At 60.9% G+C, this 20290-nt stretch carries 23 protein-coding genes and 1 riboswitch; of the genes, 11 read left to right on the top strand and 12 right to left on the bottom strand.

From position 1 onward, the window contains the following. Positions 1-4 precede the first annotated feature (4 nt). A riboswitch (yybP-ykoY riboswitch) is annotated at positions 5-126 on the top strand. A 90-nt stretch (positions 127-216) separates the two neighbouring features. After that, a complete protein-coding gene (locus M1D68_RS04670) occupies positions 217-801 on the top strand; it encodes a TMEM165/GDT1 family protein (RefSeq protein ID WP_039592168.1) in 585 nt (194 codons plus the stop codon). Between the two features lie 62 nt (positions 802-863). Here the strand turns inward: M1D68_RS04670 and M1D68_RS04665 are convergent, their stop codons facing one another. Beyond that, positions 864-1679: a M48 family metallopeptidase gene (locus M1D68_RS04665; protein ID WP_420764092.1), complete on the bottom strand. Its 816-nt coding sequence runs from the start codon at positions 1677-1679 to the stop codon at positions 864-866. 217 nt (positions 1680-1896) lie between these two features. Here M1D68_RS04665 and M1D68_RS04660 point away from each other — a divergent pair, with 217 nt between their 5' ends. Beyond that, positions 1897-4035, top strand: coding sequence for a methyl-accepting chemotaxis protein (locus M1D68_RS04660; RefSeq protein WP_445571343.1), 2139 nt, complete (start codon positions 1897-1899; stop codon positions 4033-4035). A 57-nt stretch (positions 4036-4092) separates the two neighbouring features. On the opposite strand, the gene M1D68_RS04655 is transcribed toward M1D68_RS04660, so the two are convergent. From M1D68_RS04655 to M1D68_RS04645, 3 genes are all read right to left on the bottom strand, one after another. Further along, complete coding sequence (locus tag M1D68_RS04655; protein ID WP_457969445.1) at positions 4093-4716, bottom strand: SOS response-associated peptidase; 624 nt, start codon at positions 4714-4716, stop codon at positions 4093-4095. A 178-nt stretch (positions 4717-4894) separates the two neighbouring features. Next, positions 4895-5155, bottom strand: coding sequence for a putative signal transducing protein (locus M1D68_RS04650; protein ID WP_434609604.1), 261 nt, complete (start codon positions 5153-5155; stop codon positions 4895-4897). Between the two features lie 9 nt (positions 5156-5164). Then, on the bottom strand, positions 5165-5347 hold the full coding sequence (locus M1D68_RS04645) for a CPXCG motif-containing cysteine-rich protein (protein ID WP_186612369.1): 183 nt from the start codon (positions 5345-5347) through the stop codon (positions 5165-5167). A 137-nt stretch (positions 5348-5484) separates the two neighbouring features. Here M1D68_RS04645 and M1D68_RS04640 point away from each other — a divergent pair, with 137 nt between their 5' ends. Continuing rightward, entirely contained in the window at positions 5485-6651 is a 1167-nt protein-coding gene (locus M1D68_RS04640; protein WP_434562359.1) for a 1-acyl-sn-glycerol-3-phosphate acyltransferase, read from the top strand. 66 nt (positions 6652-6717) lie between these two features. On the opposite strand, the gene M1D68_RS04635 is transcribed toward M1D68_RS04640, so the two are convergent. Beyond that, entirely contained in the window at positions 6718-6999 is a 282-nt protein-coding gene (locus tag M1D68_RS04635; protein ID WP_420764088.1) for a hypothetical protein, read from the bottom strand. Positions 7000-7224: 225 nt separating this feature from the next. On the opposite strand from M1D68_RS04635, the gene M1D68_RS04630 reads away from it, so the two are divergent. Continuing rightward, entirely contained in the window at positions 7225-7431 is a 207-nt protein-coding gene (locus M1D68_RS04630; RefSeq protein ID WP_420764087.1) for a hypothetical protein, read from the top strand. Between the two features lie 72 nt (positions 7432-7503). On the opposite strand, the gene M1D68_RS04625 is transcribed toward M1D68_RS04630, so the two are convergent. After that, a complete protein-coding gene (locus M1D68_RS04625; protein WP_030138601.1) occupies positions 7504-8088 on the bottom strand; it encodes a YajG family lipoprotein in 585 nt (194 codons plus the stop codon). A gap of 205 nt (positions 8089-8293) precedes the next feature. Between M1D68_RS04625 and M1D68_RS04620 the strand changes: the two genes are divergently transcribed. Together M1D68_RS04620 and mqo are read left to right on the top strand one after the other, a co-directional pair. After that, on the top strand, positions 8294-8527 hold the full coding sequence (locus M1D68_RS04620; RefSeq protein WP_420764086.1) for a hypothetical protein: 234 nt from the start codon (positions 8294-8296) through the stop codon (positions 8525-8527). Between the two features lie 735 nt (positions 8528-9262). Further along, positions 9263-10771, top strand: a complete 1509-nt coding sequence (mqo, locus tag M1D68_RS04615) for a malate dehydrogenase (quinone) (protein WP_420764085.1) — start codon at positions 9263-9265, stop codon at positions 10769-10771. Between the two features lie 111 nt (positions 10772-10882). On the opposite strand, the gene M1D68_RS04610 is transcribed toward mqo, so the two are convergent. The 4 genes from M1D68_RS04610 to M1D68_RS04595 form a co-directional block, all read right to left on the bottom strand. Then, on the bottom strand, positions 10883-11170 hold the full coding sequence (locus M1D68_RS04610; protein ID WP_420764084.1) for a PA4642 family protein: 288 nt from the start codon (positions 11168-11170) through the stop codon (positions 10883-10885). Between the two features lie 61 nt (positions 11171-11231). After that, positions 11232-11717 (bottom strand): hypothetical protein, encoded by a 486-nt coding sequence (locus M1D68_RS04605; RefSeq protein WP_457969442.1) that lies wholly within the window; start codon positions 11715-11717, stop codon positions 11232-11234. Positions 11718-11839: 122 nt separating this feature from the next. Continuing rightward, complete coding sequence (locus M1D68_RS04600) at positions 11840-12313, bottom strand: WbuC family cupin fold metalloprotein (RefSeq protein ID WP_457969440.1); 474 nt, start codon at positions 12311-12313, stop codon at positions 11840-11842. Positions 12314-12317: 4 nt separating this feature from the next. Further along, complete coding sequence (locus tag M1D68_RS04595) at positions 12318-12875, bottom strand: hypoxanthine-guanine phosphoribosyltransferase (protein ID WP_030138595.1); 558 nt, start codon at positions 12873-12875, stop codon at positions 12318-12320. A 163-nt stretch (positions 12876-13038) separates the two neighbouring features. Between M1D68_RS04595 and upp the strand changes: the two genes are divergently transcribed. Both upp and M1D68_RS04585 read left to right on the top strand, forming a co-directional pair. Further along, positions 13039-13677, top strand: a complete 639-nt coding sequence (upp, locus tag M1D68_RS04590) for a uracil phosphoribosyltransferase (protein WP_039592183.1) — start codon at positions 13039-13041, stop codon at positions 13675-13677. Positions 13678-13679: 2 nt separating this feature from the next. Further along, positions 13680-14954, top strand: coding sequence for a uracil-xanthine permease family protein (locus M1D68_RS04585; RefSeq protein ID WP_434562355.1), 1275 nt, complete (start codon positions 13680-13682; stop codon positions 14952-14954). 143 nt (positions 14955-15097) lie between these two features. On the opposite strand, the gene hemH is transcribed toward M1D68_RS04585, so the two are convergent. Together hemH and M1D68_RS04575 are read right to left on the bottom strand one after the other, a co-directional pair. Continuing rightward, positions 15098-16123, bottom strand: a complete 1026-nt coding sequence (gene hemH / locus M1D68_RS04580; RefSeq protein WP_434650023.1) for a ferrochelatase — start codon at positions 16121-16123, stop codon at positions 15098-15100. Between the two features lie 13 nt (positions 16124-16136). Beyond that, positions 16137-17036, bottom strand: a complete 900-nt coding sequence (locus M1D68_RS04575) for a TIGR01777 family oxidoreductase (protein WP_420764079.1) — start codon at positions 17034-17036, stop codon at positions 16137-16139. Between the two features lie 195 nt (positions 17037-17231). Between M1D68_RS04575 and M1D68_RS04570 the strand changes: the two genes are divergently transcribed. From M1D68_RS04570 to M1D68_RS04560, 3 genes are all read left to right on the top strand, one after another. Then, positions 17232-18218, top strand: coding sequence for an NAD(P)/FAD-dependent oxidoreductase (locus M1D68_RS04570; RefSeq protein ID WP_434562351.1), 987 nt, complete (start codon positions 17232-17234; stop codon positions 18216-18218). Between the two features lie 171 nt (positions 18219-18389). Then, a complete protein-coding gene (locus tag M1D68_RS04565; RefSeq protein ID WP_434650022.1) occupies positions 18390-19352 on the top strand; it encodes a YbgA family protein in 963 nt (320 codons plus the stop codon). Continuing rightward, positions 19352-20290, top strand: coding sequence for a MerR family transcriptional regulator (locus M1D68_RS04560; protein WP_434562347.1), 939 nt, complete (start codon positions 19352-19354; stop codon positions 20288-20290). Before M1D68_RS04565 ends, M1D68_RS04560 begins: the two co-directional genes overlap by 1 nt.

Below are 20290 nucleotides of genomic sequence, written 5' to 3'. Positions count from 1 at the left end.
AATCCGCACCGTCCTAGGGGAGTAGTCTCCCGCGAGCGCCCTGCTCGCCCGGCATACGTCAACATACTTGGTCAGCAGACCATGGCGTATGCGGCCCAAGCGTCCACGCAGATGGTCGCTGGGTTTGACAAGACCTATGACACGCACACCTTACCCGGGGCGGGAAGGCTGTACGTGTCATAGCCGTGTCGACCCGCCCCTCTTAGGAATTACCTGATGCTGGACTCTTTCCTTGTTCCCACCGCCATCGTTGCACTGGCCGAAATCGGCGACAAGACGCAACTGCTTGCGCTTATCCTCGCTGCTCGCTTTCGCAAGCCGTGGCCGATCATCGCTGGCATCGTCGCCGCGACCCTGGCCAACCATGCAGCCGCGGGCGCGGTAGGAGCCTGGGTCAGCGGGTTCTTTTCCGATGCGGTGTTGCACTGGATATTGGCGGCAAGCTTCGCGGCCACGGCCCTTTGGACCCTGGTGCCGGACAAGCTCGACGATGAAGAGGCGAATACGGCCCGCAAGTTCGGCCCCTTCCTGACCACGCTGATCGCGTTTTTCCTGGCGGAAATCGGTGACAAGACCCAGATCGCGACGGTGATGCTCGCCGCGCAATACCCGGAATTGTGGCTGGTGATCATTGGCACCACCGTGGGCATGTTGATTGCCAACGTGCCGGTGGTACTGGCTGGCAACTTTGCCGCCGAGAAACTGCCCCTGGCCCTCATCCGCCGCCTGGCCGCCTCGGCGTTTTTCATCCTGGCGATCGTTGCGGTGTACAAGGCGATGCAGAGCAGTGGGTGGGTTTGAGGCTGTTGTGGCGAGGGAGCTTGCTCCCTCGCCACAAAAAAAACTTCACCACATGACGGTGGTTACTTCTTGGCCTGCTGATAAAGCGGCATCACCTTCGGAATCGCCGCCTGCAACGAGGCGATCCGGCTGCTCGAGGACGGGTGGGTGCTCATGAATTCCGGTGGTGCCCCTTCCGAAGCCTTGGCCATCTTGTTCCACAAGGTGATCGCGGCGTTCGGGTCGTAGCCGGCGCGGGCGGCCAGCTCCAGGCCGATCAGGTCGGCTTCGTTCTCGTTGCCACGGCTGTTAGGCAGGGTCATGCCATAGTTGGCAACCGTGTCGGCCAACGCCAGGCTATCCTGGCCCAGGCCGAATATCGCACCGGCACCCTGCTTGGCCATTTCGATGCCATAAGCCTTGGACATGGCTTCACGGCCATGCTCGCGCAAGGCGTGAGCGATTTCATGGCCCATGATCGCGGCGATTTCAGCGTCGGTCAGCTTCAGTTTGTCGATCAGGCCGGTGTAGAACATGATCTTGCCGCCGGGACCACAGTTGGCGTTGAGTTCATCGCTCTTGATCAGGTTCACTTCCCAGTTCCACTGCGCCGAATCCGGACGGAACACAGGCGCCTGGGCGATCAAACGATCAGCAATGACCTGAAGGCGCTTGGCGTCGCTACTGGTCTTGTCCAGGGCACCTTGCGCACTCGCCTCACCCAACGTCTTCTGATAGGACTGGGCATACATCTGGTTGACCTCGGCGGTCGACAGCATGCTGAACATGTACTGCTTGCGCTCCACGCCCACGGCTCCGCCGCTGGTGGTGTTGACTGACTGGCAACCGGCGAGCAGCAGAGCCGCGCCCAGAGCGCTCACCATCAAAGTCTTGTTCATACAAAAGAAGCTCCATGGAATCGTGGGCGTATCCTAGGCTTTGATTTGTATCGGCGCCAGATACACAGCGAGCGATTACAGTTTTTTCGGACAGGTCCCACTCATCCTTTTACGACTCCCACCTAACCAATACAGTCACCCGACGAACAGCGCCTCATGCCCGCCCACGGAAATGCCGATACAGATACCAGACGTCATTTCCGGGTCCGGAGCCATTATGAAATTCAAATCGATCCAGTTTTCCGTTGCCGCCCTGGCCGGTGCCATCGTCCTCAGCGTTGTTGGTGCCCTGGTGCTGTACGCATTGTTCGCCGGCGCCCGTACCCAGGAAATGGTGCAACAACGGACCAAGGCGCAATTCGAGCAACTCATCGAACAACGCCTCAGTGCCCTCGCCCGCACCCAGGCCAGCCTGATCCAACGCGAGCTTGAAGCACCGCTGTTGCTTGCCCGAGGACTGGCGACGACTAACGCCCTGATGGGCATGAACGGCACGGACGGCAACCCGTTATTGAAGATGCCCCGTGAGCAGATGATCAGCCTGTTGCGCGAGTCCGTGGTGCGCAACCCGAAGGTCCTGGGTGCCTACATCGCCTGGGAACCGAACGCTATCGACCACGACGACGCCAACTATGTGAACAGCCAGGTGCTCGGCATGGAAACCAATGGGCGCTTCCTGCCGTGGTGGTTTCGCAACCAGGACGGCACCTTGGGCCTGGAAAAGCTCGCCGACGTGACTGACCAGAAACTGCTGTCCACCGGCATTCGTGCCAGCGAATACTACCTGTGCTCCCAGGACAGCAGGAAAGCCTGCGTGATCGACCCGGCGCCCTACCGCGTCGGCAGCACCATGACCATGCTGGCCTCCTTCATCGAACCGATCCTCATCGATGGTAAATTCCAGGGCATCGTCGGCGCCGACCTGTCGGTGAACTTCATCCAGGACATGCTCGTTGCCGCTGACGCCAAGCTGTACGACGGCGCCGGGGAAATGGCCTTGCTCGCCAGCAACAATCGCCTGGTGGCCTTCACCAAGGACCCAAGCAAGCTCGGGGAAAAAGCCAGCGACCTGTTGGACGCCAACGAGCTGGACAACCTGGCCAAGCTCGGCGCTGGCGAAGTGCGTTACGACGTCGACGAAGCCCACGGTCACATCGAGGTGTACATGCCGTTCGGCATCGGCGAGACCAGCGCTCGCTGGACGCTGATGATGCAACTGCCGTTGAACGCGGTGATGGCAGATCTGCAAGCCTTGCAGAAGGACCTCGACGATCAGCGCGAGACCGACATTTTCGGCATGGCCATGGTCGGCCTGGCGATTGCCGCCATCGGCCTGCTGGTGATCTGGCTGGTGGGCCACGGCATCGCCCGGCCGCTCAAGCAAATGGTGGCGATGCTCGATGACATCGCCCAGGGCGAGGGCGACCTGACTCGCCGATTGACCAGCGACCGCGCCGATGAACTGGGCGCCATCGCCAAGGGCTTCAACACGTTCCTCGGCAAATTGCAGGGGATGATTACCCAAGTGGTGACCTCGGTGCAGAGTGTCAGCGATTCGTCGGAGCACACCGCCGACATCGCGATCCGCACCAACCAGGGCGTGCACAAGCAGATGTCGGAGATCGATCAGGTCGCCACCGCCGTGCATGAAATGACTGCCACCGCCCAAGACGTGGCCCGCAATGCGACCCAGGCCGCCCAAGCCGCCAGTCACGCCGACCAGGCCGCCAGCCAGGGCATGCAGATCGTACGCGACACCTCCACCTCCATTGGCGCGCTGGCCGTGGAAATCGGCAAGGCCGTAGGCGTGGTGCAAACCCTGGCCAAGGACAGCGAGAACATCAACGCGATCCTCACGGCCATCCGCGGGATCGCCGAGCAGACCAACCTGCTGGCCCTCAACGCGGCCATCGAAGCAGCTCGGGCCGGTGAACAAGGTCGAGGTTTTGCGGTGGTCGCCGATGAGGTGCGCAACCTCGCGCAGAAAACACAGCAGGCCACGGAAGAAATCCAGTCGATGATCCAGCAATTGCAACAGGGCACCCGCGATGTGGTGCGCGTCATGGAAGACAGCCAGCACCGCACCGATGAAAGCGTGCAGCACGCAGCCAAGGCAGCCCAGGCGCTTGAGACGATTACCCAGGCGGTGTCGGTCATCAACGACATGAACACCCAGATCGCCAGCGCCGCCGAGGAGCAAAGCGCTGTAGCTGATGACATCAACCGCAACGTGATCAACATCGGCCAAGTGGCGAACGAAGTGGCCAGCGGCGCCGACGAGTCGAGCGCGGCCAGTGCCGGGCTGACCAAGTTGGCGGAGCAGCAGCGGCGGTTGATCAATCAGTTCAGGGTCTGACCCAAGCACCTCATTGCGAGCAAGCTCGCAATGAGGCCTGCACAGCCATCACAAACCTCAAGCCGGCGTCAGGCATTCCGGCCCATTGAGTTTCGGGTCGTTGACCATGTTGGCCAGCACCCGCTCGCGCAGTTGCGCAGGCTCGCTCGCCAGTAGCCCTTGCAAGGCATGCAAGGGTGTCTCGGGGTCGAGCCACAACCGTTGGCCTTCTTCATCCAGAATCAATGGACGCCGCTGACCGGCCGCCGGCTGGGTGATGACGGCGGTGCTCAACCACACCTGTTCCTGCACCGGATACGCTTCCCAGATCGCCGCAAAAAACAGCGACGAACCTTCCCCCGGCGTCAGCCAATAGGGGCGTTTACGCGAACCACCGCGCCATTCGTAGAACCCGTTGGCCGGCAGCAGACACCGACGCAACCGCAGGGCCTCGCGGAACATCGGTTGCTCGGCGACGGTTTCGGCCCGAGCATGGGCCGGGGTCCGGGACAGGTCCGTCAGCCACGGCGGCGTAAGCCCCCAACGGGCGCGGGCCAATTCGCGCTGGCCATCGGCGCCAGCCCGCAGCATCAGAACCGAATCATTGGGCGATATGTTCCATTGGGCCTTCTGGTCGGCAGGGAAGCCAGGCAAGGCCGCAAAGGTGGGGTTCCAGCGAAACAGGGCATAACGTCCACACATGGGGTAACACGACTCTCCTATCAAACGGCGGCCAGCCTAGGGTCTGTACGAAATGTGTTCGCGCGAAGGCCAGACAAGGCGAAACGGGGCGAGGAAGCGCAGTGTACTGGAGTACATGAGCATTCCGAGCCCCGTTTCAACGCAGTATGGGTGAGTGCGGATACATTTCATACAGAGCCTAACAGACCAGCGTTCCGGGGTAACTGTCCGGCTCATCGCCGGGCACCGGCAGCGCGGCATTGTAGGCGGCGATCAGTTCCTGGGCGTATTGCGCCTGTTCATCGTCCACCGCCAGCCCCAGCAAGCCATGCATCGGCAATTCCCCTGCGCCCCCCACCAGGTCACGTCCCACCAGATGCGCGGTGATGCCTTCGCTGGCGAGCATGCCTTGCAGCAATTCGCCTTCCATCAGGTTTTCCAGTTCGTAGATTCGCTGCATGGCCGCCCCTCATTCGTTTTCGCTGAAGACCTCGAGGTGCCATTCTTCATCGTGTACCTGTAGTACGAAAGTGATCGGCCGGCAACAGACCTGGCAATCCTCGATATAGGTCTGGTCGCCACCGGAAAGATCCAATGAAGTCTCGACCTCTTCTCCACAATATGGACATTCATATTCAGCAGCTTCCAGCATCGCGGTCTCCCGAGTGACTTGTGCGTATAATCGCCGGTCTATTTGCAGGGCTATTGTTGCCTGGACTGTCTTCCTGGCCGTGCCCTGGCGCTATTTATCGAACCTTTACTTACCCTAGCCGTTTCCAACAAGAGAGCATGATGGGCGAATTCGATGCCATCCGACCTTACGACGACAGTGAAGTCCCAGCGGTGCTGGCACGGCTGCTCAGCGATAAGGCGTTTCTAGATATCCTCACCCACTTCCGCTTCCCGCGCCTGGCCGGTGCTTTCGGCTGGATGCTCAAACCCCTTATAGCGCAGAAGCTGCGTCGAGAGTTCGCCGGTGTGACATCGGTCGCCACGTTGCAGGACAAAGTGGAGTTCTATGTCGACCACACCATCGAACGCGCCACCGATGGCGTGACCTACACGGGGGTGGAGCAGTTCAAGTCCGGCAACGCGTACCTGTTCATCGCCAACCACCGCGATATCGTGATGGACCCGGCATTCGTCAATTACGCCGTCTACCACGCGGGCCTGCCGACGCCGCGCATCGCCATCGGCGACAACCTGCTGCAAAAGCCGTTTGTCAGCGACCTGATGCGCTTGAACAAGAGTTTTATCGTGCACCGTTCCATCACCGGTCGCCGGGAAAAAATGGCGGCGTACCAGTTGCTGTCGGCGTACATCAATCACTCGATCCGCAACGATTGCGCCTCGATCTGGATCGCCCAGGCCGAGGGCCGAGCCAAGGACGGCGATGACCGGACCGAATCGGCGATCCTCAAGATGTTCCACATGAGCCGCAAGGACGAGCCGTTCGGCGAGGTCATCCGCTCGCTGAACCTCACGCCGGTGTCGATCAGCTACGAATATGATCCGTGCGACCAGGCCAAGGCCCGGGAGCTTTACATCCGCGCCACCACCGGGACCTACACCAAGGCACCAGGCGAGGACGACGTCAGCATCGCCAAGGGCATCACCGGTTACAAAGGCCGGGTCCACGTGAACTTCTCCGCGCCGATTACAGAGCTGTTCGAGGACACCAAGCAATTGGCAGCGGAGATGGACCGGCAGATTCTCGGCGGTTATCGCCTGTTCCCCGTGCACTACCTGGCCTACGCCCAATGGACCGATGCCGACCCGCAGCTGCAGGTGCCGACGGCGGCTGAAGTGTTCGGTGCCGAAGAACTGGCGAAAGCTCAGGAAGAATGGCAGCGTCGGTTGGATGCGTGCCCGGCGGAACAGCGGCCATTCCTGGTGCTGCAATATGCAACGCCGGTGCGTAATCAGTATCGGGTCAAGGCGGGGTTGCCGCTTTAAAGCAGTGATTGCTTAGCGGCTTTAATGGCGAGGGGGCTTGCTCCCTCGACACTGAAGCTGCTGCGCTCAGAGCTGCGTGCTGATCCAGGACATCAGCAGCGCGACGCCCAGGCAGGCAAAGCCGAACCGGTAGAAAAACCGGTTCATGCGCTGGGTGGCCAGGTCCAGCAGGGCTTCGAATCGTTCATTGCTTTCGCCACTGCGCGCTTGGAGGCAGGCGCGTGCTCGCTGTTCGCGGCGGCGCGTTGCATGCAATACCCAGCCACCCGGGCAGGCAAACAGCAACGCGAGCAGGTTGATCAGTTTGGCCGGGTGGGCAGCGAACAGCGAAAACAATTGCAACGACATCACAGACCTCAAGCGAATAACGGACGCCTTGCGCCCGGGACCTACGAACAGGGCGCGGATTCTACCGAAAGCCTGGCGTGCTGCGTCGGTTTTTCCGACCGGTAACGATGCCTCGCAAGGTTGGGTGCTTTTGGGCGAGCGTGTTTGCGGATTAATTTCATCGGTAACGGTTTCGTCATATGGATAGGCCACCCTGTCGCCCTCCAAACCCGCACGGAACCTGTCATGCTGCACGCCGAAAACCAGGATCGCCTCTATCTCATCAGCCCGAGCGACGAACAACAGAACCTCGTCGACAGCCTGTCCTTCAACGTGCAGGACCGGCACTGGCTGGTGTATTGCGCCCTCGGCGGCCATTCACATGCCGATCTGCCGGAGACGGACCTGCTGACCGGGATCAGCGTGCTGGAGCTCTATTCCCAGGCGGCGTGAATTTATCGCCCATAAAAAACCCCTGTGGGAGCGAGGTTGCTCGCTCCCACAGGGGATACGGGTCTTCAGTCGTTACTCTGCCAACACCTGACCGATGGTCGGGTCCTTGAACAGACGGGTCAGGGCATCACTCAATACATCGCTGACCAGCTTGGTATTGGTGTCCTGGTTGGGCGCCATGCCGAAGCGTTGGTCCAGCGAAGCGCCATAACGACCGCTGTAGCGACGATTGGCGTTCTGCACGTCAGAGCGGAAGGTCGCGCCGATCGTCGCCTCGGTCACGTACATGCCTTCCTTGGGCGACTGGTATTTCAGTTCGGCCAGGGTCACGGTCAGTTGCGGGGCATTCATTGCATTGGCGGTGGGGGTGAAGCCCAGCAAACGCACGGCCGCCTCGGCCTGGGCCTGCAATTTAGGCAGGATTTGCGCACCCTGCACCGTGATCACGCTGGTTTCCGGGTACAAGCCACCCCGGGTGCCGAGGGTCGGCGACGGACGACCGTCCACGACACGGACCACCACCGGCTGGCCGCGACCCACCGGCGCCAGTTGGGCGTTGAGCTTGGGCTCCGGGTTAAGTTGTTGCGGGCTGTGGGCACAGCCGACGAGGGTCAGACTGGTCACTGCGATCAAACCGAACAACAGGCGTTGCAACATGCTCTTCTCTCCAGAATCGGGCACAGACAGGCCGGCAGTATAGCGGTGCGCCATCGCGGCGAACCAGCGCCTTCGATGAATACTGAAATGTCTGACACGGGCCCGGATAGGCGGTTCCTGTCACCCCTTTGTCACGGTCCTTACACCAGGGTGTCATGGCTGGCTGTCAGGCTGCCCCCAAGCTCCCCGGACACGGTACCTGACCATGCGTTTTCTCATCTCCCTGTTTACCCCGCGCCCGCATCATCGTTGCTTCGCCCTGCTGGACCGTACCGGCCGCTGCCAGGCATTCAAGCAGTGCAGCCTGCAGCCCATGGGCGATGGCTGGGTGGAAATCGAAGAGATCCGCCTCAACTGGCTGCACCAGCCCTTGCCTGCCAGTGCCCTGGTACAACCGCCTCGCACTCGCGTACGTAACCGCCAGCTGTTGGCCTTCTGACCGCAAGGCTAATAAAAGTCATAAAACACGACCATTTCCGCGCGTTTCTTCGTTACAATCTCCCCCCGATTATAAGGACGTCTCCTGATCGGGCCTCGCAACGCCGCTGATGCGCTTGTATTGGCACCCCGCACCGCCCACAGAGAGCCGCCCACACAGATCGAGTGAAGCTGGCGCGCTTGCTGTTTCCCTGGCAAATCACCGCTTTTCGCGAATCTGCAGAGCTGTCATTACGCTCGGTCACTGAGCTGTCTGCCCGTTTTGCCTGTCATGTATTGCATGGGGGCAACCAAACCGGGCCCGGTGCCAGGCTGGGACAGCCCTTTTTTGAGGTTCACGTCTTCAAAAGAGCGTGAAAAAACGGGTTTTCACAACTTCACAAGAGTGTGGCGAGCAAATGAAGAGTTTTGCGTCTGAACAAGCACCATCAGCGTCTGGAACAGCCCAACGACACAGGACCGGATATCGCTCAAGAACCGCCGCCTGAAGCCTGTCCGCTACGGATTTGGTTGCACGAACGGATGTCTCGGCCATAAGTCGAATTGCTTGCCCTGCGCTTAAATGAGTTCATGGGACTCTAGAGGCCAGGCTGCATGCATCCGCAAGAGTGCGAAAAATTGCGAAGATTCGGACATGGCGATTCCTGGCCATGGATACCTGGGGCGCAACTGACCTGCCCCGCTTCCTGGCCGCTATGCCGACAATTTGGTGCTGCAGATTTTGGAGACGCGTTAAATGGCGCATAACGAAGCAGTTGATGTAGTTCTGGTAGGGGCCGGCATCATGAGTGCCACCCTGGCCGTACTGCTCAAGGAGCTCGACCCGGCGATTTCCCTGGAAGTCGTCGAGCTGATGGACTCGGGTGCCGCGGAGAGTTCCAACCCCTGGAACAACGCCGGTACCGGTCATGCCGGGCTGTGTGAGCTGAACTACACGCCCCAGGCCGCCGATGGCACTGTCGACATCAAGAAAGCCGTGCACATCAACACCCAGTTCGAGGTGTCGAAGCAGTTCTGGACGTACCTGACTAAAAAGGGCACGTTCGGCTCGTCGAAATCCTTCATTGCCCCGGTGCCGCACCTGAGTTTCGTACAGGGTGAAAAAGGCGTGGAGTTCTTGAAGAAGCGCTTCGAACTGATGAGCCAGCATCACGCCTTCGCCGACATGGAATACACCGAAGACCGCGACCAGATGGCCGAGTGGATGCCCCTGATGATGCCAGGCCGGCCGGCCGATGAAGTCATCGCCGCCACCCGCGTCATGAACGGGACCGACGTCAACTTCGGCGCCTTGACCAACCAGTTGCTCAAGCACCTGGGCAGCGCGCCGGACACTCAGATCAAATACTGCAAGCGCGTCACCGGCCTCAAGCGCAAAGGTGACGGCTGGACCGTGAGCATCAAGGACGTCAATTCCGGCAGCACCCGCGAAGTCGACGCCAAGTTCGTCTTCCTCGGTGCCGGTGGCGCCGCGTTGCCGCTGTTGCAAGCGTCGGGTATCGAAGAAAGCAAGGGCTTCGGTGGTTTCCCGGTCAGCGGCCAGTGGCTGCGTTGCGACAACCCGGAAGTGGTCAAGCACCACCAGGCCAAGGTCTACAGCCAGGCCGCCGTGGGCTCGCCACCGATGTCGGTGCCGCACCTGGACACCCGCGTGGTCGACGGCAAGAAATCCCTGTTGTTCGGGCCTTACGCCGGTTTCACCACCAAGTTCCTCAAGCACGGCTCGCTGATGGATCTGCCGATGTCGGTACGCGCCGGCAACATCGGCCCGATGCTGGCCGTGGCCCGGGACAACATGGACCTGACCAAGTACCTGATCAGCGAAGTGATGCAGTCCATGGAGCAGCGCCTGGAATCCCTGCGCCGCTTCTACCCCGAGGCGAAAGCCGAGGACTGGCGCCTGGAAGTGGCCGGCCAGCGGGTGCAGATCATCAAGAAAGACCCGAAGAAAGGCGGCGTACTGCAATTCGGCACCGAACTGGTGGCGGCCAAGGACGGAACCCTCGCCGCCCTGCTCGGTGCTTCGCCAGGCGCCTCGGTCACCGTTTCGATCATGCTGGAACTGATCGAGCGTTGCTTCCCGGAAAAAGCCAAGGGCGAGTGGGCCACCAAGCTCGCGGAAATCTTCCCAGCCCGGGAAAAAGTACTGGAAACCGATGCCGCGCTGTATCGCAAGATCAATGCGCAGAACAACATTGCGTTGGAACTGGTTGAAGAAAGCAGCGAGACCCAAAGCTACGCTTGATTCGGTCGGCTAAAAAAAGCCCCGCTCTCCATGAGGGCGGGGCTTTTTTTTGAAGCTTTTCGTGGCGAGGGAGCTTGCTCCCGCTGACCTGCCAGGCAGGCCCTCGGCCTATCAGCCACGCGCCTTGTTGATCAACTCGATGTATTCCTCGGCGTTGCGCTGGTCCTTGTTCAGCGCAACGAAATCATTGCCATGTTCGTCCTTGCCATCGAGGTCGTAGCCCGCCTCGACGAAAAACACCAGGAAACGCTCGAAGTCGTCGACACGCAGCCCACGGTAGGCCTTGATCAGTTTGTGCAGCGACGGCGACGTAGCATCGACCGGTTCAAAATTGAGGAACAGCTTGATCTGTTCGTCGCCAATCTCGTCACCAATCACTTGTTTCTTGTCTTTACGCATTGCCGGCTCCAACTCGCACAATTCACGGGGCGGGCAGTTTACCCCCGGCGGGCGTTGCGGCTCAACGCGGGCGTGCGGTGCCGGTGTGCAGATCGGCCCAGATATGGCCGTTGGCGTAGCTGAGGAATTGCACGTACACCGTGTCATTGCGCAACAGGTCGATGACCACCCGGTACTGAGCCTGTGGATAAGACAAGGTCAAGGTCTTGCTCGCCTCGTCGTACGCCGGTTTCTTCAGGCTTTTGCTTTCCCCGTCGAAATTGAGAATCACCTGGCTGATGGTCGCGCCCTTGTTCAACGGTTTGCCTTTGAGGCGCACCATCAATGGTGAGGTGACCGGGATCGGCTGCTGGTTGGAAGGGCGCTGGTTGCCCAGTACCACCGAGTATTCGGTGACTTGCAGCAACTGCTGCTGTTCAGGCTCCTCCTGGCGCGCCACGAGGTCATCCGGCGGCAAGAACTGACTGTGCATCGGCGCGGCCACGGCCATCAAGGGCAAGCTAGTTAGCAACAGCAAAGTGGCGCAGCGGCGGATCGATACACTCATGACAGGCTCCGGAGGCTTGGCCGGGCACGCTAGCATTCATCGAAAAAATAAGCGACCCGGACAATTCATTCGCGGCACAGGCCATCAGCGCGGGCCTCATAAAAGCGCGATCGCCATCGATATTAGTCGAATTGAGCGCGCATCCAGGCCTGGTATTGCGCAACGCCGGGCTCGCCTTCGCGGGGCGCCCAAGGGGCCAGTTCGCCGTCGCCCACCGGCCGGTAGGGGCCGGCTTTGCATTCGAACATCAGGCTGTCGGCTTCCAGTACCACCAGGCCATGGTAGACACCGGCCGGCAGATCGACACCGAGGCAATCGCCACCGGCCTGCAGGATGCGCTTGCCGGTCACGGTTCCGGTTTCATCGAAGATCAACACACCGAGGCGGCCTTTGAGCACCAGTAAGGTTTCAGCCTTGTCGGCGCTCAGGTGGCGATGCGGCGGGATGTAGGTCGAGGGCTGCAAACCCACCGCCATGCGGTGGCAAGGCTCATCCATCTGGTGGAAATTGTGGAGTTGGCGCCCTCGCGCACTGGCCCCGGCCTTCTCGGCCAGCTCATCGAACAAGGCTTGATCCAGGAAGGCAGGGCCAGTCATCCGATTACATCCCCTTGACGGCGAAAATGCCATTGGCGTTGCGCCAGTAGCCTTTATAGTCCATGCCGTAGCCGAAGATGTAGCGGTCGATGCACGGCAGGCCGACAAAATCGGCCTTCAGGTCAGGACGGGCCTTGCGGTCGTGGTCCTTGTCGATCAGCACGGCGGTGTGCACCGCGCGGGCGCCAGCGTGTTTGCAGAAATCGATGATCGCGCCCAGGGTATGCCCTTCATCCAGGATGTCATCGATGATCAGCACGTCACGGTCGATGAACGAGACTTCCGGCTTGGCTTTCCAGAACAGGTCGCCGCCGCTGGTCTCGTTGCGATAACGGGTGGCGTGCAGGTAGGAAGCTTCCAGCGGGAAGTTCAGATAGGTCAACAGCTTGCCGGAGAAAATCAGCCCGCCGTTCATCACGCAGAACACGACCGGATTGCTTTCAGCCAATTGATCGTTGATTTGCGCACCGACACGGGCGATGGCCGCTTCGACTTCAGCTTCGGTGTACAGGCAGTCAGCCTCTCGCATGACTTGACGGATATGCTCGAGATCAGCGGACATGTGCGCTCTCCAGGGGTGGCAGTTCGGAAAAGCGGGCAAAGGTACGCATCCCGCCCGGCCAGATCAAGCATTTGTGGACTAACGTTCTGTATTGTCTATAGGACAACACCCTCGGATAGATTAATCTAGGCCGGTTTTTTTGCCCGCCGCCGGAGCCTTCCCCATGCCCATCCTCGAGATCCGCCATCCGCTGATCAGACATAAACTCGGCCTGATGCGCCGCGCAGACATCAGCACCAAGAACTTCCGCGAACTCGCCCAGGAAGTCGGCGCCCTGCTCACCTACGAAGCCACCAAAGACCTGCCGCTCGAATCCTACGAGATCGCCGGCTGGGCCGGTGCGGTGCAAGTGGAAAAAATCGCCGGCAAGAAGATTACCGTGGTGCCGATCCTGCGCGCCGGTATCGGCATGCTCGAAGGCGTGCTCAGCTTGATCCCGGGCGCCAAGGTCAGTGCCGTGGGCGTGGCTCGCAACGAGCAGACCCTGCAAGCCCACACCTACCTGGAAAAACTGGTGCCGGAAATCGACGAGCGCCTGGCAATGATCATCGACCCGATGCTCGCCACCGGCAGCTCGATGGTCGCCACCATCGATCTGTTGAAAAAGGCCGGTTGCCGCGATATCCGCGCCATGGTGCTGGTCGCCGCGCCCGAAGGCATCAAGGCCGTGGAAGATGCCCACCCCGACGTGACCATCTACACCGCCTCCATCGACCAGAAACTCAACGAACACGGCTACATCATTCCGGGCCTGGGCGATGCCGGCGACAAGATCTTCGGCACCAAGCAGAAGGACGCCTGAGCATGCAGGACGAATTCAACGATCCGCTCTGGCGTCAGGTGCTGTCCGGCGCGCAGATGCTGTTCGTCGCCTTCGGCGCGCTGGTGCTGATGCCGCTGATCACGGGCCTGGACCCGAACGTGGCACTGTTCACGGCGGGCCTGGGGACGATCCTGTTCCAGATCGTCACTGGGCGCCAGGTGCCGGTGTTCCTGGCGTCGAGCTTTGCCTTCATCACACCGATCATCCTCGCCAAGGGCCAGTTCGGCCTGGCGGCGACCATGGGCGGCGTGATGGCGGCCGGTTTCGTCTACACGTTTCTGGGCTTGGCGGTGAAGATCAAGGGCACCGGGTTCATTGACCGCCTGCTGCCGCCGGTGGTGATCGGTCCGGTGATCATTTCCATCGGCCTGGCGATGGCGCCGATTGCCGCGAACATGGCCATGGGCAAGGCCGGCGACGGCACCGAGCTGATTCATTATCAGACCGCGATGATGATTTCGATGCCGGCGTTGCTCACCACGTTGATTGTCGCCGTGTTCGGCAAGGGCATTTTCCGCCTGGTGCCGATCATCTCCGGCGTGCTGGTGGGCTTCGCCATGGCGTTTTTCTTTGGCGTCGTCGACACCGCGAAGATCGCCGCGGCCCCCTGGTTCGCCCTGCCCGCCTTCACCGCACCGGAGTTCAACTGGCAGGCGATCCTGTTCATCGTGCCCGTCGCGCTGGCACCGGCCATCGAGCACATCGGCGGCGTCATTGCCGTGGGCAGCGTGACCGGTCGCGATTACCTGAAGAAGCCGGGCCTGCATCGCACGTTGTTCGGCGACGGCGTCGCCACCACCGCAGCCGGCCTCTTCGGCGGCCCGCCCAACACCACTTACGCCGAAGTCACCGGCGCGGTGATGCTGACCAAGAACTACAACCCGAAGATCATGACCTGGGCCTCGATCTTTGCCATCAGCCTGGCGTTCATCGGCAAGTTCGGCGCGCTGCTGCAAAGCATTCCGGTGCCTGTGATGGGTGGGATCCTGTGCCTGTTGTTCGGCTCGATTGCCGCAGTGGGCATGAACACGCTGATTCGTCACAAGATCGATCTGGGCGAGGCGCGCAACTTGGTAATCGTTTCGGTGACGCTGGTGTTCGGCATCGGCGGCGTGCTGGTCGGCACCGGCACGGGCCCGGACGACTTCGGTCTCAAGGGCATCGCGCTGTGCGCCGTAGTGGCGATCGCGTTGAACCTGATCTTGCCGGGCAATGACGGATGGAAGCAGAAGAAGGCGGATGAGCCGCTGGTCTGACTCAGCTTGAGGTTATTGCTGTCAGTCAGATTGCTTTGGCGAGCAGGCTCGCTTCCACAGGAGATCTGTTGTGAACACAAATTTTGTGACCACTCGAGATCTACTGTGGGAGCGAGCCTGCTCGCGAAGGGGCCGCAGAATTTTTATAGCGCTAAAGGCGCCCGCTCGCAGAGGGTACTCAAGGCCTGCGCCCAGCGCGGATCGTCATTGAGACAAGGCACCAGTACCAACTCCTCGCCTCCCGCCTCGCGGAACTGCTCTCGGCCGCGATCACCGATTTCCTCGAGCGTCTCGATGCAGTCGGCCACGAACGCCGGGCACATCACCAGGACTTTTTTCACGCCGCTCTTGGCCAGTTCCTCCAGACGCGCTTCGGTGTAGGGTTCGATCCACTTGGCACGGCCCAATCGCGACTGGAACGACACCGACCATTTACCCTGCGCCAGGCCCATGCGCTGGGCGAACAATTCGGCGGTACGAATGCACTGGGCGCGGTAACAGGTCGCCATGACTTCAGGCGGCGCGTTCTTGCAGCAGTCGGCATCCCTGAAGCAGTGGTAACCAGTGGGGTCGAGCTTGGTCAGGTGCCGCTCGGGCAAGCCATGGAAACTCAACAACAGGTGATCATGGTCCTGCATCAGGTACGGCTTGGCGGTGGCAACCAGCGCATCGAGGTATTCCGGCTGATCGTAGAAAGGCTGGAGAATCGAGAATTTCACGTCGAGCTTCTTCTCGCGCACAACCCGCTTGGCTTCTTCGATGACCGTGGTGACGGTGCTATCGGCAAATTGCGGATACAACGGGGCCAGGGTGATGTTCTTGTGGCCCTGGCTCGCCAGGCGCACCAAGGTGGACTCCAGCGACGGCTCGCCGTAACGCATCGCCAACTCTACGGGCCCCTGCGTCCATTGGGCGGTCATCGCCTGTTGCAAGCGGCGGCTGAGCACTACCAGGGGTGAGCCCTCTTCCCACCAGATCGACGCGTAGGCGTGGGCAGACTGTTCGGGGCGCTTGATCAGGATCAGCGACACCAGCAACCGCCGGACCGGCCATGGCAGGTCGATCACGTACGGGTCCATCAGGAATTGATTGAGGTAGCGGCGCACATCGGCCACCGAGGTGGAGGCAGGCGAACCCAGATTCACCAGAAGCAACGCGTGATCGGTCATGCAACGTCCTATTTCAAAGGCGACCCGATAAATCTTCCAGGGCCGCGGGCAAATCAGTGAACTGGAATGAAAAACCCGCCGCCTGCAATCGGGCCGGCGTGGCGCGCTGGCCGCCCAGCAACAGCAATGACAATTCCCCCAACGCGACTTTCAGCGCAAGCTCCGGCATCGGCACCACGGCCGGGCGATGCAACACGTGCCCCAGGGCCTTGGCAAAATCGCGGTTGCGCACCGGGTTCGGCGCGCAGGCATTATAAGGACCGCTGGCATCACTGCGGTGCAGAAGAAAATCAATCAGAGCGATTTGATCGTCGATATGTATCCATGGCATCCACTGTCTCCCGTTGCCGATACGCCCGCCCAGCGCCAGTTTGAAGGGCAGCAGCAACCGCGACAAAAAGCCGCCCTCGGCGGACAGGACCAGGCCGGTTCGAACCAGGACCACGCGCAGGCCCAAGGCCTCGGCCCGCTGCGCCGTTTCCTCCCAAGCGATGCACAGCTGGCTGGCGAAGTCCTCGCTGACCGGCCCTGATTCCTCGGTCAGCTCCCGCTCGCCACCGTCGCCATACCAGCCCACGGCGGAACCGGAAATCAGCACCTGCGGTTTTTGCTCGCACCGTTCCAGCCATGCAAGCAAAGCCTCGGTCAACGTGATGCGGCTGCTCCACAGCAAGATCTTGCGCTTGTGGCTCCAGGGCCGATCAGCGATGGGCGCGCCGGCGAGGTTGACCACCGCGTCCACCGGCTCGCCAATTTCATCGAGCGCGGCGATGCCGCGCACCTGCGCCCCACAGATTTTCGCCACCTGCTCGGGTCGACGACTCCATACCGTCAAGCGATGGCCTTGCTCCAACCAGTGCTGGCAGAGCTGACGTCCGATCAAACCAGTACCGCCGGTCAGCAATATGTGCATGAGGTGTTCCTCGCATCGCGTTTTACCCGGCCCATTAGTCTATTTTTATAGGTAGAGATTTTTCACATCGGCCAAGGTCTGTTTCTAACAATAGGACAACCTGCCAAAACGCGAACGGTAAAACTTATACCAAAAACCAAAATTGTACAGGATTAAACGACGGCGTAGTCTGTACAGAAAGTAAACGAGGCCCTCATGACTGTACCTATCGCAATCATCGGCACCGGCATCGCCGGACTCTCCGCCGCCCAGGCCCTGACGGAGGCCGGGCATGTCATCCAACTTTTCGATAAAAGCCACGGTAGCGGCGGACGCATGTCGAGCAAGCGCAGCGACGCTGGCGCGCTGGACATGGGCGCCCAGTATTTCACTGCCCGGGACCGGCGCTTCGTCACGGAGGTGCAGCGCTGGCAAGCCAACGGCTGGGCAGCGGAATGGAACCCGCAGCTCTATCACTTCCAGGACGGGCAGATGAGCCCTTCACCGGACGAACAGACCCGTTGGGTCGGCACCCCGCGCATGAGCGCGATTACCCGTGCCCTGCTCGGCGACCTGCCCGTGCAGTTCTCCTGCCGCATCACCGAAGTGTTTCGCGGCCAGGAGCACTGGCATCTGCAGGACGCTGAAGGGTTCACCCATGGCCCGTTCGGCCAGGTGGTCATCGCCACGCCCGCGCCCCAGGCGACCGCATTGCTGGCCGCGGTGCCGAAACTGGCTGGCGTGGCCGCCGGGGTAAAAATGGACCCGACCTGGGCGGTGGCGCTGGCCTTCGAACAGCCTTTGGATACGCCCATGGAAGGCTGCTTCGTACAGGATAGCCCTCTCGACTGGCTGGCACGCAACCGCAGCAAGCCAGGCCGCGACAGCAAGCTCGACACTTGGGTGCTGCACGCCACCAGCGACTGGAGCCGCCAGCACATCGACATGTCCAAGGAAGCGGTCATCGAACACCTGCACGGTGCCTTCGCCGAACTGCTGCACAGCGCCATGCCCGCTCCGAGCTTCAGCGTGGCCCACCGCTGGCTGTACGCCCGCCCCGCCAGCAGTCACGAATGGGGCGCGCTGGCCGATGCCGACCTGGGGTTGTACGTGTGCGGAGATTGGTGCCTGTCCGGCCGGGTCGAAGGGGCTTGGCTCAGCGGCCAGGACGCCGCGCGCCGGTTGCACGCCAGCCTCCAGTAGATCGCCCTTGCCTCCCTCGCTGCTGTCGCAATAGACAGCAGCCCATCTGCGCTCTCCGTGGCATCGCCCGTTCATTCCATTGCCGGTTGACTTGTGTCTATTCAGACCTATGATTAAAAATATTGTACAGCGAAGTAAATATGTACAAGATTTTTATCCCAGAGGTAGCTCATGCCCAGCGAAGCGAACGCCAAACCCAAGATTGCTATCAGCGCATGCCTGATGGGCGCCGAAGTTCGCTTCAATGGCGGGCACAAGCAATCCCAGCTATGCAGCCGCACGCTTAATGACTTTTTCGATTTCGTCCCGGTTTGCCCTGAGGTCGCCATAGGCTTGGGCATTCCCCGGGAACCGATTCGGCTGGTGGGCAAACCCGAGCAACCCCACGCGGTCGGCACCGTGAACCGCGATCTCGATGTCACCCAACCGCTGGACGATTACGGTCGGCAAATGGCCGAGGAACTAAACGACATTTGCGGCTACATCTTCATGCAGAAGTCGCCGTCGTGCGGGCTGGAACGGGTCAAGGTCTACGATCACAACAGCGTGCCCCAGGACGGCGGCGGGCGTGGTATCTACGCGCAGGCCTTTTGTGCACGCCATCCGGACCTGCCGGTGGAAGAAGACGGTCGCCTCAACGACCCGGTATTGCGTGAGAACTTCCTCACGCGCGTGTTCGTCTACGCCGCTTGGCAACCGCTGCGCCGTCGCGACCTGACCCGGCGTGATCTCATCGAATTCCACTCGCGCTACAAATACTTGCTGATGGCTCACGATCCGGTGCAATACAAGGCCCTCGGCAACCTGTTGGGCAACATGGGCACGTCGGATCCCAATGAGTTGGGCCCGCGTTATTTCAGTGCCCTGATGACGGCCTTGAAGAAATGCGCCACCCGTCGAACCCACGCCAACGTACTTCAACATTTGAGCGGCTATCTCAAACGCGCCATCGGCGCCGATGACAAGCGGGAAGTGCAGCACCTCATCCAGCAATATCGCCTCGGCATCGTGCCCTTGGTGGTGCCGCTGACGTTACTCAAGCATCACCTGCGCCAGCATCCCGATCCATATCTCGCGCAACAGGCGTACCTGCAACCCCACCCGGAAAACCTCAGCCTGCGAAACGCCATCTGATGAACGACGAACCCGACTCCAGCGCCAGCGAAGACCTCGGCGCTGATTTTGCCACAGCGCTGGCGCAGGGCTGGCTGCCCATACGCGAAGTGTCCCGGCGGACCGGCGTCAACGCCGTCACGCTGCGTGCCTGGGAGCGCCGCTATGGCTTGATCGTGCCGCACCGCACCCCCAAGGGCCATCGCTTGTTCAGCGCTGAACATGTGCAACGGATCCAGAGCATCCTCACTTGGATCAATCGCGGCGTGGCCGTGAGCAAGGTCAAGCCGTTGCTCGACACTCCGCAGCCGCCCGACGAGCCATTGGAAGATGATTGGCAGTGCCAGCGCCACGCCCTTGCCCTGGCGGTGATGCAACTGGCCGAGCGGCAAGTCGATCATCTGGTCAACCAGGCGATGGCGCTTTATCCGCCCAGTACTGTTTGCGAACAGTTGCTGCTGCCCTTGCTCGACGAATTGCAGACACGTTGGCAAGGGCAATTCGGCGCGCAGTTGGAGCAGGTGTTCTTTTATTCCTGGCTGCGCAGCAAGTTCGGCAGCCGGGTCTACCACAACAACCGCCAGGTGCATGGCGCGCCGTTGCTGATGGTCAATCATTCTCTGTCGTCCCAGGAACCGCACCTGTGGTTGACGGCCTGGCTCGCCAGCAGCGCCGATTGCCCCGTGGAGGTCTTCGATGCGCCTTTGCCGGCGGGAGAGTTGGCGCTGGCGGTCGAACGGCTCAAGGCCCGCGCCGTGTTGCTGTATTCAAGCAATGCCTTGAACCTTTCCCAATTGCCTAGGCAACTGAATGCCGTCGACTGCCCGATCATCATCGCCGGCCCGGCCGTGTCCATTCATCTCGCCAGGCTATCCACCGACGTCTCGATGCCCCACGTCAGTTGGGCCGAAAACCCGCTCTGCGCTCACGCCGAACTGAATCGTCGGGCGCTTCTTTAA

This window comes from Pseudomonas sp. R4-84 (assembly GCF_054130985.1).
This window is presented reverse-complemented; position numbering and strand designations above follow the sequence as displayed.